We start from the raw sequence: 12,311 nt of genomic DNA on the forward strand, positions 1-12,311 counted from the left end.
ACCCAGGGTCACAAGCGGTGCTATTCGTGGCTCTGGGTCCTGACTTTCGTCAGGCTGACGATAGGGGTGTCAGGACGGCCGACTAGGCGCGGTGTCCGCTCAGCTCCGCCCCGGCATCCACCTCGAACCGGCGGTTCCAGATCGTCGCCGACGCCGACACCGCGGTCACCACCAGGAACGCCAGCGTGAAGTCCGTCAGCGCCGGCCGTGTCGCGCCCGTGCTAAGCATCCCGACGTGCAGCGATGCCGCGCCGACGCAGATCCCGAGCGACAGCATCAGCTGCTGGAACGTTGCGTAGAAGCTGGTCGCGCTGCTCATCCGCGACGAGGGAATCTCGTCATACGCGATCGTGTTGTACGCCGAGAACTGGAAGGACATGACGAAGCCTGACACCAACAATACCGCAAAGATCGCCGGGATCGGCCAGTCGGGGCGGAAGAAGCCGGCGACCGCGTAGCCCAAGCTTGCGCAGAGGCCACCGACGATCAGGCTGTTGCGGAACCCGAAGCGACGGAGCACGCGCGGGGCGAGCCCCTTCATTCCCAGCGAGCCGATCGCGCCGGCGATCGTGATCGCACCGCTCGCGGCTGCGGTCATGCCGAAGCCCAGTTGGAGCATCATCGGCAGCAGGAACGGCTGTGCGCCTTGCGTGATGCGAGTCAGCGATCCGCCGATCACCGACAGGCGGAAGGTGGGGATCCGCATCAGCGACAAGTCGAGGATCGGGTCGCTGCGGTGTTTCGCGTGGCGGATGTAGGCGACGCCGGCAATCAGTCCGACCGCGATGAGCACCATCGCGCGCGGCAATTCGCCTGTCCTGCTCGTCATCTCGAACCCGAACAACAGGCAGCCGAGCGATACGCCCGACAGGATGAAGCCGGGGACGTCGAACCGCGCCGGTTTGTCTTCGCGCACCTCGCCGATGAAGCGCGTCACCAGCACCACGCCGAGCAGGCCGATCGGCACGTTCAGGTAGAAGATCCAGCGCCAGTCGAGATAGGTGACGATCGCGCCGCCAACCGGAGGGCCGAGTATCGGGCCGATCAGCGCGGGCATGATCAGCCACGACATCGCCTGGACCATGTCCTCCTTGGCGACGCTGCGGAGCAGGACGAGGCGGCCGATCGGGATCATCATCGCGCCGCCGAGCCCTTGCAGAAAGCGGGCGACCATCATGAAGGGCAGGCTGGTGGCCTGGCCGCACAGCATCGATCCGCCGACGAAAATCAGGATCGCCGCGCGGAAGATCGTGCGCGAGCCGAACCGGTCCGCGAGACGCCCGCTGGCGGGAATGAAGATCGCCAGCGCGAGCAGGTATGAGGTCAGCGCCGAACTCATGCTGGTCGCGGGCACGCCGAAATCGCGCGCCATCGTCGGCAGCGCGGTGGCCAGCACGGTCGAGTCCATCTGTTCCATGAACAGTGCGCAGGCGATGATCAGCGCGGTGATGCGGTAGTTGCTCGGCGTGTGCGGCAGCGCGTCCGGGTCCTTCGCTACCCGCGCAATGGTGTCGGCGGCGGGCATGATGCCGTCGCGGATCTCGCTATTGATCGAGGCGAGACCGCGTCTGCGGAGCCTCACGTCTGCCACCCCCGCCGAGCGCCTTGAAGACGTCGACCTGGCGATCGACGAGCAGCGCGTCAGATGCGGCTAGGTTCGCCTGCGCGGTGGTGAGCGCGGCCTGCGCGGTCAGCAGCGAGAGGAAGTCGGTGCGGCCGAAGCGGTAGAGCGTGCCTGCTTGGTCCGCGGCGCGCGCGGCGCTGGACTGCGCGCGGCGGAGCGCGGCGTTGCGGTCGCCTTCGCGGGCATAGGCAGAGAGCGCGGTCTCGGTCTGGCGGAGTGCCTCAAGCGTGGTGGAGTCGAACTGGGCGAGTGCCTGGTCCGCAGTTGCGCCTGCCTGCGCGATCTGGGCGCGAACGACCGGGCGGTTGGGGAAGCTCCAGCTTATCAGTGGCCCGAGCCCGAGGTGGAACGCGTTGGTCGAGCCTAGCGACGACACCGGCCCGGTGAACCCGGCCGACCCGCCGAGGCTGACTTGGGGGTAGAGGTTCGCGGTCGCGACGCCGATCCGCGCGGTGGCGGCGGCGAGCGTGCGTTCCGCGCCGCGGATGTCGGGGCGGCGACGGATCAGCGCTGCGCCGTCGCCGATCGGGAGCGGACGGTTGAGCGCGGGCGGCTTTGCGCAGGTGGCGACGTCCTTGGGATAGTCGGCGGGCGCGCGACCCATCAGCGTGGCTAGCCGGTACAGCGCGGCGGTGCGGGTCGCGACCTGGGCGGGGATCAGCGCCTCGCTCTGGTCTACCGCGGTTCTGGCGCGCGTCACGTCGAACGCGGTGCCGCGGCCGCCGCGTTGCAGGCGTTGCGTCACGTTCAGCGTCTGGCGTTGTAGCGCGAGGATCCGGTTGTTGGCGGCGAGCACCATATTGGCTGTGCAGGCGGTGGCGTAGCTGCGCGCGGTCTCGGCGGCGACTGTCACGCGGACATTGTCGCGCGCGGCGGCGACCGCTTCGGCATCGCCTTGCGCGGCCTCGATCCCGCGGCGGATGCGGCCGGAGAGGTCGAGCGGATAGGCTAGCGTGATGCCGAGGTTATAGTCGAGCGTGCCGGGAAGGTTGCCGCCGGTCGTGTAGGGTCGGTCGAGCGAGGTGCCGCCGCCGAGCACGGTCGACAGCGTACGGCCCGCGGCGACTTCGGCGACGACCGCATCGGCGCGGCGCAGGTTGGCGTCGGCGGCGCGCAGGTCGGTGTTGGCGGCGAGCGCTTCGGTGACGAAGCCGTCGAGGCGGGGGTCGCCATAGAGCTGCCACCAATGGTCGGGGAGCGGGGTGTCGACGAACGCCTTTTCGTGGCCGCTGTCGAACTGGCCCTGGGCGGAGGGGTTGTTGACGGCGGCGCGGTCGGGGAGGGCGTAGTTGGGGCCGGCGGTGGTGCACGCGGTGAGGGCGAGTGCGGCGATGACCGTCGCGAGGCCACGGTGACCGATACGCGCAATGCTCCCTCTTCCGTCATCCTGACGAAAGTCAGGACCCAGAGCCACGCAGGACATCGCTTGTAACCCTGGGTCCTGACTTTCGTCAGGATGACGGGGGTGGGGCGGATGGAGGCGCGCATCATGCCGTCGTCCCCGGCGCGACGCGCGGCTCGACCGTCACCGTTGCGGTGCGGCCGACGATCAGCTGCGTTCCCTTCGGCACTTGGGTCAGCTTCACGCGGACCGGAATGCGCTGCGCCAGCCGCACCCAGTTGAAGGTCGGGTTGACGTTCGGCAGCAGGTTCGTCGTGTTCGTCCGCTCGCTGTCGTTGATCCCCGCGGCGATGCTGTCTACGCGGCCGTGCAGCGCCTGTGGCTCGCCCATCAAGTGCACCACGACCGGGTCGCCGAGGTGGATGCTGCCGAGCTTGGTCTCCTCAAAATAGCCTTCGACGCGGAGTGAATCGGTGTCGACCAGCGCCATCGCTTGCGCGCCCGTCGCGATATAGTCGCCGGGGTGAAGATCGAGGTTGGTGACGATCCCATGCACCGTCGCGCGCACCGTCGTGCGGGCGAGATTGAGCGCTGCTGTCGATCGGGCGCTCTGGGCCTGCGCGAGTGCGGCGGACGCGGTGGCGACGCGCGCGACGTTCTGCTCGTGCGTTTCCTTCGCCACGAGATCGCCGAGCGCCAGATCGCGCTGCGCTTCACGGCGCGCCTGCAACAGCGTCGCGCGGGCGCTCGCGATCGAGGCGTCGGACTGCGCAAGCGTCAGCTGAAAGCGTGGGCGATCGACCACAAACAGCACGTCGCCCGGCTTCACCGCCTGATTGTCGTGCACGGCGACCTGCGTGACCAGCCCTGCGACGTCTGGCGTCACGCGGACGATATCGGCGCGGATATGCCCGTCGCGCGTCCACGGATCGGTCTCGTAGCGCTGCCACAGCCACAGCGCGACCAGCACCGCGAGCGCGACGATGATCAGCGTGACGGCGGAGCGACCGAGGGGGCGAGCAGCGATTTCAGGCGGGTATTCATGCGGAAGGTCCGGTCAGCAGGGCGAGCAGCCCGAGGATGAGGATGAACAAGGCGAGGTCGACGAGCGGTCGATAGGTGACCGCGCGATAGGCGCCGGCAAAGGCGAGCAACCGCGTGGCGATGCCGGTGAGGATGACGGCGGCGACCGCGAGCAACAGGATGCTCGGCAGATAGACGCCGCCGATCGAGATTTCGCCGGTCATGCGGCCACTCCGTACGCTGGTGCCAGATAAGGGGCGCCGACGGGAACAGGTTGCGACGCAGCGAGGTCAGCGCGAGTGTGCTCGTGCGGTGGCGATCGGGCGTGGATGTGGCCATCGCCGCCATCGCGGTGTCGATCCCGGCGAGCAGATCGGGCTCGGGGGGCAGGCTGGTTGGGGCGCAGGGCGCGGTAATGTGCGCCGATACCGCGCAGCACCGGCGTGATCATCGCGGCCTCGTCGGGCGTACCGTCGAGCCGCAACTGCTTGAGTTCGCCGACCGCGACGCCGACGCGCAGATCGGTCAGCGCGTCGAGCAACGGCTTGCCCGGATCCGCGCCCTGCAATGCCAGCCGCGGCGCGAGCAGGCCGATCCGGTCGAGCATCCGTGCGATCCAGCCTGCCGCGTCGGGGCGGCTCGTCGAATCGCTGCGCGCCGCCAGTTCGCGCCAGCCTGCGCGGATCAGCCGCCGTGCGCTGGTGTCCGCGCCGATCGTCTGGAACAGGCCGACCGTGACCACCGCGAACAACGTGCCGACCAGCTGGGCGATGCCGCCGTTGATGAAGCTGTTGAAATCGGTGCCGAAGCGGTCGTTCAGCCCGACCGTGTTGAGGCCGCCGAGCAGTGCGCCTAGCGTTACGAGCAGGGTCGTCGGGCGCGCGAGGTACATCCCGCCGATCAGCATCGGCGGCGCGAGGACCGCGACCAGAGTCACGAAATCGGTCACGCGTGGCAGGATCGCGAAGGCGTAGATCGCGGATATGACGAGGCCGAGGATGGTGCCGTAGAAGAACGCCTTGATCGCCGGCGCGGGATCGTCGCTGTTGCCGAACAGCGCGCAGCACACGCCCGCGATCAGCACCGCGCCGGCGCCGTCGGCCCAGCCGGTACCGATCCAGAAGACGCAGCCGAGCAGGATCGTCGCGACGGTGCCGGCGGCGGCGCGCAGTGCGATGCCGCGGTCGCGGTGGAGCGGTCGCCTGGCGATCCGGGCGAGCAGGCGGGCGACCGCGGGGGTGACCGGCGCGCGCGACGGCGAGCGCATCTGGTCGCGCAGATCGCGTGCGTTGCGGTGCGCATCGACCAGTTCGCCGAGCCGGGCCAGCAGGCTGAGCCGCAACGCGTCGCGCCAGATCAGCGTCTCACCGACCGGCGGCTCGAGCGCGCGGGCGCGTTCGATCAGCGCGTCCGCGGTCGCTTCGCGATGCGAGACGTCGGGTGGCTCGCGCAGCCATTCGCGGACGTCCTCGATCAGCGCGAGGGCCTCGGGACGTGGTGCGTCGGCACCGCGCTTCAGCTCGACGATGCGGTCGTCGACCGCGCTGGCCAAGGGCAGCAGCATCGACAATTCCGCCTGCAACGCGCGGAGCGTCCGCGTGCGAGGCAGCAGCCGCGCGGTGTCGAACGGGAGGTGGATCGAGAGCTGGTGAAGCTCGTTGATGTCGAGCGCGAGCCGTCGCCGATCGCGGTCGAGCGTGGCGTCGGACGCCCCGGCCAGCGAATCGCGCGACCAGCGTTCCGCATCGGCAAGGATCGCGTCGATCCGCGCGAGTAGGGTCGCGGTCACGGTCTGCGGAAAGACGAAGCCGTGGATCAGGCTGCCACAGAGGATGCCGATCGTGATCTCCTGCACGCGCAACGCGGCGATCGTGAACACCGCGCCCGGCGTCGTCACCGCGGGAAAACCGATGATGCTGGCCGTATAGCCTGCGAGCAGGAACAGGTACGCGCGGGGCGTCCGGTCGAGCAGCGAGATATAGAGGCACAGCCCGAGCCACAGAGCGAGGCCGAGCGACAGCAACTCGGGCGCGTTGACCAGATTGGGCACCAGCACGACCGCAGCGACCGCGCCGAGTACGGTGCCGGCAACGCGGAACACCGCCTTCGACAGCACCGCGCCCGCGAGCGGCTGCGCGACGATGTACGAGGTGGTCACCGCCCAATAGGGGCGCGTCAGCCCGATCCTCAACGCGATATAATAAGCGAGGATCGCGGCGACGAAGCATTTGACGGAGAAGAGCGCTTCCTTCCCCCGAACCGGGCGAGGCTCATCGGGTGGGGGTCATCGCGCGCGATCCGTCATGAAGCGTGCGCCGAGCCGTTCCGCGACGCGGAGCGCGGTGGCGAGATCGGCGTCGGACACGTCGTCGAGCATTGCCGCACGCAACGTCGCGAATTTGGCTTCGATCGTGGTCACGAGTGCGCGGCCGCGTGTGGTCAGGCGGATACGGCTGACGCGGGCGTCGGCGGGGTCGCGCCGACGCTCGACCAGGCCCGCCGCGGTCATCTGGTCGATCGAGCGGACCAGCGAGGCCTGCGTCACGTCGAGCTGGTTTGCGAGATCGGTCTGGCGAACGTCGTCGCCGAGCCGCCCGACCTGGACGAGCGCCCAGCCGGTCGACGCGGAGACGTTCATGTCGCGCAGCGCACGATCCGCTGCTTGCCGCCACATCTTCGCGAGCGGGAGCAGCGTGCGCGCATAGGCGGATTCGAGGGCGGCACGGGGAGAAGTCATTAGCGTGCTAAGTAATGCTGTTTACTTATGCTGCAATGCGGAATCGGTTTGTGACGGAAAAGTTAGAAACGTCCGCGGACTGATAGGAACCACCTCGGTGGAGGCCGGGGCCCCAGTGGAAAGGTTGCAGTAACGGAAGGCTGAACTCAGTTAGCAACGTTACCCAATTGGGCCCCGGCCTTCGCCGGGGTGGTATCGGGTAGAGCGAGCGGTGTTACTCGACCGCCAAGATCACATGGCTCGCCTTGACCAGCGCGAGCGCGCGCGTGCCGATCTGCAGGTCGAGCGCGTCCGCACTCTCCTTGGTCAACGTCGCGGTCAGCGTCTTGCCGAGCGTGAGTTCGAGCGTCACTTCGCTGGAGATCGCGCCGTCCTCGCGTGCGATGACCGTCCCCGCCAACGTGTTGCGGGCCGACGTCCGTAGGTTCTCGTCGCCTCGCGCCAGGATGACGAAGCTCGACTTGATCAGTGCCAGCGCGGTCGCGCCCGGCACCAGCCCGAGATCCTCCGCACTGCCGCGCGTGATCGTCGCGACGATCTCGACACCCTCGGCGACGGCCAGCGTTACCTCGGCATCGATCGTTCCCGGCGTCACCTGCGATACGGTCCCCCGCAAGACGTTACGCGCGCTCGTCTTCATCCCGATTCCCCATAGCAAAGGTTTCAGCGACAACCCGTTCGACACGCTCGCCTCGATCCGTGCCATCGCGCTGGCGAGCTCTGCTTCGGCGACCGCATAGCCATCGAGCACCGCCACGCCCGCTTCGGTGATCGGGCTCGCGCCGCCGTCCTTGCCGCCCGCTGCGGGGAGCACGAGCGGGCGGTCGAACAGGTTGTTCATGACCTGCACCGCGTCCCACGCCGCTTTGTAGCTGAGCCCGACGACCTTGGCTGCGCTGGTGATCGAGCCGCCGTCGCGGATCGCGCGGAGCAGTGCGATCCGGTCGGCGCCGACGCGACCGGTCTGGTCCTTGGCGAGCAGGATCGTGGCATGGAGGGCGGGGTCCGTCATACCTGCGTCATACTCAGTGGCGAATGTGGAAGGTAAGCCCGATCGTGCGCGGGTCGCTCGGCGTGGCAAGGATGACGGCAGGTCAGGCGAGGAGCGCTACGATCTCCGCCGCGATCTCCGCGGGTAACCGCGACGTGCCGTCCGTCACGGTCGACACCGTCGCCCAGCGCCCCAGCAAACCCGCCTCGGCCATCGCCGCATAGTTGGTCCGCACGCGGTCCTGCAGTCCGGTATCCGCCTCATACGCATCGAACGCATCGTCGGTGTAGGACCGCTTGCGCTTCTTGAGGATCAGCCCGCGCGCGATGTCGGCGGGGGTGTCGAGATACACCGAGAGATCAGGCTTCGGCAACGCGAACGAGCCCATCTCGAGGTCGGCGATCCAGGTCATCATCGCATATGCCTCGTCAGCAGGCACCTGTGCCGCCTGATACGCCATGTTCGAGGCGATGTAGCGATCGAACACCACCACCTCGTTCGCCGCCATCGTCGCCAGCAGGTGCTCGCGCGATTCCATGCGGTCGAGCGCATACAACACCGCAGCCGCTTTCGGCGTCGTGCCGCGCGGGAGCGTGCCCGCCAGCATCGCGCCGAGCGCCCAGCCGCCGACCGTTTCGGTATAGCGTGGGAACGACATGATTTCGGCGGTGCGGCCGGCGGCGCGCAGCTGCTCGACCACCAACGCCGAGGCCGTGGCCTTGCCCGCGCCGTCGGCGCCTTCGATTGCCATTAGGAAGCTCATAGGGGAGCCCTAGCAAGCCTTACCGGCTCACCAAAGCCTGCAAATCGATCAGGCCCCTGAGCAGCGACGTGCCGCCCGGCGACGCGATGTAGCGCGGCGTCCAGTTTGGGCGGAACTTCTCCTTGTACGCGCGCAGGCCTGCAAACCCGTAGAAGCGCTCGCCGTGGCGGAACAGGAACGCCGCAACCTTCGACCAGGTCGGCGACAGCCGCCGCGCCTCGATCCCCGACAGCGGCGCCATTCCGAGCGAGAAATTCCGATAGCCGTTCTCATGCCCCCACAGCATCAGCCGCGTGAACAGGAAGTCCATGCCGCCCTGTGGCATGTCCTTCGAATGGCGCATCAGGTCGACCGACAGTTCCTGCCTGTTGGGCGTGCCCCAGACGTTGGCGAAGGCGACGACCTTGCCCTCGATCCGCACCACCGCACAGTCGAACTTGGCCATATACCCCGGCTCGAACCGGCCGACGCTGAAGCTTTTCTCGGCATGATCCTTGTCGGCCAGCCACCAGTCGGAGATCTGCTGCAACTCGGGGATGATCGCGGGCATCTCGGCGGCGGGGACGACCGCGAACTGCGCGCCCGCGCGTTCCGCGACCCGCGCGGCCTTGCGGACGCTGCGCATCTCGGGAGTCTCCAGCGTGAAGCCCTCGAGTTCGACGGTTGCCTCTTCGCCGTATTTGACGAGCTTCAACCCCATCTCGATCGCGATCGGCACGATCCTGAGGCCGATCTGGTAGAGCAGCAGCCGGCCCTGTGCGGCATCGGCGCGCGCGGATCGCCCATAGCAGTTCGGACCACGCCTCGCTTGGGCCGACCGGGTCACCAAGCACGATCCAGCTCGCGCCCTTGACCTGGTACATCAGGAACGCATCGCCGCTGTCCGATACCAGGAAGCGCTTGTCGCCGGTGAAGGCGAGCATCGCGTCGGTGCGGTCGGCGTGTGCGAGTGCTGCCTGAGCCACGTCGTCGGGCAGCGTGTCGTGGACGACCGGCACCGGCGCCGCCGCGAACATCCGCCAGATCGCCGCACCGATCAACAGGAGCCCGACCGCGAGACTGGTGCGCAGGAACCGCGACGCGTTGGCATTGGTCTCGAACTGCCACCACAGGTCGCTCGAATAGCCGACCCGGCGGTACGCGAAGAACCCGATCAGCACCGACAGCCCGATCGCCGCGCCGACGCCGACCAGCCATTCGGGCGACAGCGGCTCGGCGGTCAGTCGCGTTCGCCGATAAAAGGCCGCGCGCGTCCATTGCAGCGCGACGGCGGTGAGCAGCAGGATCGTCGCCTCCTCATAATCGAGGCCCTTGGCGATCGATAGCAGCGTGCCCGCGACGAGCAGGGTGCGCGCCGCCCAGAACGCGCCGTCGAGCCGCCGGTACAGCCCAAGCGCAACGAACAGCAGCATCACCCCGACAAGGCTGGCAGCAACGTGCGCCATCTCGCTGATCGGCAGCGGCAGGATCGTCGCCAGCGTGTCCATCCGGCCGGGCGCGGCGGGCAGCGCACCCGACACGAGCAGCATTGCGCCGCTCAGGAACACCAGCACGCCGAGCAGCAGCGGCGCGAGCGGTAGTGCGATCGTCAGCGGATCGGTGCCGCGACCCTTGCCCCGATCCCGATTGCGCCATTGCCGCCCCTCGTGAAACGCCATCAGCATCGCCGCCAGGATCAGCGGCGCGACATAATAGATGATCCGGTAGGCAAGCAGCGCGGCGAGAACCGTGGCGTTGTCCTGCGGCATCGTCGCAATGATCACCGCCTCGAACACGCCGAGCCCGCCGGGGACATGGCTGATCAACGCGACGACGATCGCGACGGCATAGCCGAGGAACAGCACTGGATAGAGGTCTGGCGATGCGTTCGGCAGCAGCACGAACAACGCCGCGCTCGCCGCCGCGAGGTCGACGGTGGACACCAGCAGGAGCGCGATCGCCTGTCGCCAATTCGGCAAGGGCAGCCGCCAGCCGAACAGTCCGAGTGCGCCGCCATGACGATACCGCAGGACGATCCCCAGCATCGCCAGCGGGATCGCGATCCCGATCGTCCGCTCAAGCAGCGGTGGCATCGTCCAGTGGACGATCGGCAGCATCCCGGGATGGATCGCCATCGACAGGCTCGCAACGGCGATGACCCCTGCCCAGAAGGTTACGCCTGCAATCAGCACGACCCGCGCCACCGCCGCCTCGTCAAGACCGGCGCGGCTATAGACGCGGTAGCGCGCGGAGCCCCCGGTCAGCATCGCCAGACCGAGATTGTGGCTGATCGTGTAGCTGGTGAACGAGGCGACCGCCGCGGTCTGCCATCGCAAGGGGTGGCCGATCACCTTCAGTGCGATGGTGTCGTAGAAGGTGAGCGCGATATAGCTGACGACGGTCAGCGCGATCGACGCGGACAATTCGGGCCAGCCGAGCGCCGCGAAGGCCGCGCGCACCTCCGATAGACGGATCTCCGCGGTCAGCTTGTGGATCGCGGCGAAGCCCAGCACGGCGACGACCAGCACCGCAAGCGCGATCAGCGTGCCGCGACGATGCGCGATCCAGTCGCGGATACCGGCCATGTGCGTCAACCGCGGTGCCACGTCTGTGTCTTGCAGAAGAAGCCGCCGATCAGACAGCCCTTCACCGTGATCGTGTTCGTGTCGACCAGCTTCAGCGTCGATCCGAACGTGCGTCCCATGTCGGGGACGAAAATCTGCCCCGACCATGTGTCGCGTCCACTGGGGCGATACTCACGGAGCAAGGCAGTCCCGATCAGTTTCGGCGTGCCACCATCGCGGGCATCGGCCTGCGCCTCGTCATTGGCGCGGACGACCCAGCCGCAGAGTTTGTCGCCACACGCGCCCGTCTTCACGGCCACGCTGTTCTTCGGATTGTGCCAGATTCCCTCGACTGCAGACGCGGGAGCGGCAGACGGGGGAGCGGGGCTTCCCGCGATCATCGCGAGCGCCAACAGTGCAGCAACCATCAATCGATCCTCAAGCTGCGGAGACGAACCGCCATATCACGTCGTAGAGCGCATCGGCGTCGCGGTGAAGCGGATGCCCACCGGGCAGCGCGACGCGTCTTGCATTGGCCTGCGTTAACAGCGGGCAAAGACTATTCGTCTCGACGATACCCTGGACGCACAGCAGAGGGGCCCAGGTGAGGTGGCGCGCGGTGGGCAGCGCGGGCGTGGTCGGCGTCCAGAGATCGAACACTTCGCTGGGCGAGGCGCGGAACTGGACATTGTCCTCGGGCACGATCAGCGCGACGCGGGCGATTTTCGCGCGCAATGGCCGGGGCAGCCCGACCAGCCCGACATGGAGCATGTCCGCGCCGAACGACTGGCCGATCAGGATGACCTGGTCGGTATGGCCGAGCCGCAACGCGCGCTGTTCGGCACGCGCGATCAGCGTGGTGATGTCCGCGGGCGTCCGATTTTTGCGCAGATAGGTGAGCGTGTTGACCGCGACCACCGGGACACCGTCTGCGGCCAGCCGCCGCGCGATCTCCGGCGCCATGCCGATCTTCAGCCCGAGGTCGCCACTCAGCAACACGACCGCATAGCCGCGCTGGGCTTTGGTCGGCGCGATGTCGGTAAACACAGGTCCACCGAAATAGCCGAGCCAGCCCATGAAGCCGACTGCGGCGACACCGAATACGGCAAAAGCGAGCAAGGATCGGCGAAACCACATCATTTGCAACCGATTGCGCCCGACCGGATGATCGGCACGTGGAGCAGACATGACGTTTTCGTCACGCATTTCGCGGTCGATTTCGTGATCCTCCCCCGCCAGGGGGAGGTGGCTGGCGCTTGCCAGACGGAGGGGGAGGGGGCGACGACAT

General features: G+C 67.9%; 10 protein-coding genes and 1 pseudogene. All 11 read right to left on the reverse strand.

Translation table 11 applies throughout. The features are described 5' to 3' along the window. Positions 1–82 precede the first annotated feature (82 nt). A complete protein-coding gene (locus QP181_RS17105) occupies positions 83–1,582 on the reverse strand; it encodes a DHA2 family efflux MFS transporter permease subunit (protein ID WP_333929278.1) in 1,500 nt (499 codons plus the stop codon). Next, entirely contained in the window at positions 1,545–2,984 is a 1,440-nt protein-coding gene (locus QP181_RS17110; RefSeq protein WP_333929671.1) for an efflux transporter outer membrane subunit, read from the reverse strand. The genes QP181_RS17105 and QP181_RS17110 overlap by 38 nt, the downstream gene beginning before the upstream one ends. A gap of 127 nt (positions 2,985–3,111) precedes the next feature. Continuing rightward, positions 3,112–3,993 (reverse strand): efflux RND transporter periplasmic adaptor subunit, encoded by an 882-nt coding sequence (locus QP181_RS17115; RefSeq protein WP_333929672.1) that lies wholly within the window; start codon positions 3,991–3,993, stop codon positions 3,112–3,114. Between the two features lie 13 nt (positions 3,994–4,006). Continuing rightward, positions 4,007–4,213 carry a DUF1656 domain-containing protein gene (locus tag QP181_RS17120; RefSeq protein ID WP_132737194.1) on the reverse strand — a complete coding sequence of 69 codons (207 nt, stop codon included), beginning with the start codon at positions 4,211–4,213 and terminating at the stop codon, positions 4,007–4,009. Beyond that, positions 4,210–6,180 (reverse strand): FUSC family protein, encoded by a 1,971-nt coding sequence (locus QP181_RS17125; RefSeq protein WP_333929280.1) that lies wholly within the window; start codon positions 6,178–6,180, stop codon positions 4,210–4,212. The genes QP181_RS17120 and QP181_RS17125 overlap by 4 nt, the downstream gene beginning before the upstream one ends. Before the next feature lie 93 nt (positions 6,181–6,273). Next, complete coding sequence (locus QP181_RS17130) at positions 6,274–6,726, reverse strand: MarR family winged helix-turn-helix transcriptional regulator (RefSeq protein WP_333929281.1); 453 nt, start codon at positions 6,724–6,726, stop codon at positions 6,274–6,276. A gap of 214 nt (positions 6,727–6,940) precedes the next feature. Continuing rightward, positions 6,941–7,738 (reverse strand): molybdenum-dependent transcriptional regulator ModE, encoded by a 798-nt coding sequence (gene modE / locus QP181_RS17135; protein ID WP_333929282.1) that lies wholly within the window; start codon positions 7,736–7,738, stop codon positions 6,941–6,943. A gap of 82 nt (positions 7,739–7,820) precedes the next feature. Next, positions 7,821–8,468 (reverse strand): nucleoside/nucleotide kinase family protein, encoded by a 648-nt coding sequence (locus QP181_RS17140; protein ID WP_333929283.1) that lies wholly within the window; start codon positions 8,466–8,468, stop codon positions 7,821–7,823. A gap of 31 nt (positions 8,469–8,499) precedes the next feature. Continuing rightward, positions 8,500–11,044: pseudogene (gene mprF, locus QP181_RS17150) on the reverse strand (bifunctional lysylphosphatidylglycerol flippase/synthetase MprF). A gap of 5 nt (positions 11,045–11,049) precedes the next feature. Beyond that, positions 11,050–11,451 (reverse strand): DUF2147 domain-containing protein, encoded by a 402-nt coding sequence (locus QP181_RS17155; RefSeq protein WP_333929285.1) that lies wholly within the window; start codon positions 11,449–11,451, stop codon positions 11,050–11,052. 10 nt (positions 11,452–11,461) lie between these two features. Continuing rightward, positions 11,462–12,211: an AcvB/VirJ family lysyl-phosphatidylglycerol hydrolase gene (locus tag QP181_RS17160; RefSeq protein ID WP_333929286.1), complete on the reverse strand. Its 750-nt coding sequence runs from the start codon at positions 12,209–12,211 to the stop codon at positions 11,462–11,464. Between the last annotated feature and the right edge of the window lie 100 nt (positions 12,212–12,311).

Source organism: Sphingomonas sp. LR55, assembly GCF_036856015.1.
Lineage (GTDB): Bacteria > Pseudomonadota > Alphaproteobacteria > Sphingomonadales > Sphingomonadaceae > Sphingomonas.

Excerpts from the sequence above, each read along its gene's own strand:
- QP181_RS17160 (WP_333929286.1), bottom strand. The coding sequence starts at position 12,211 with ATGTCTGCTCCACGTGCCGATCATCCGGTCGGGCGCAATCGGTTGCAA.
- QP181_RS17155 (WP_333929285.1), bottom strand. The coding sequence starts at position 11,451 with ATGGTTGCTGCACTGTTGGCGCTCGCGATGATCGCGGGAAGCCCCGCT.
- QP181_RS17130 (WP_333929281.1), bottom strand. The coding sequence starts at position 6,726 with ATGACTTCTCCCCGTGCCGCCCTCGAATCCGCCTATGCGCGCACGCTG.
- modE (WP_333929282.1), bottom strand. The coding sequence starts at position 7,738 with ATGACGGACCCCGCCCTCCATGCCACGATCCTGCTCGCCAAGGACCAG.
- QP181_RS17140 (WP_333929283.1), bottom strand. The coding sequence starts at position 8,468 with ATGGCAATCGAAGGCGCCGACGGCGCGGGCAAGGCCACGGCCTCGGCG.
- QP181_RS17120 (WP_132737194.1), bottom strand. The coding sequence starts at position 4,213 with ATGACCGGCGAAATCTCGATCGGCGGCGTCTATCTGCCGAGCATCCTG.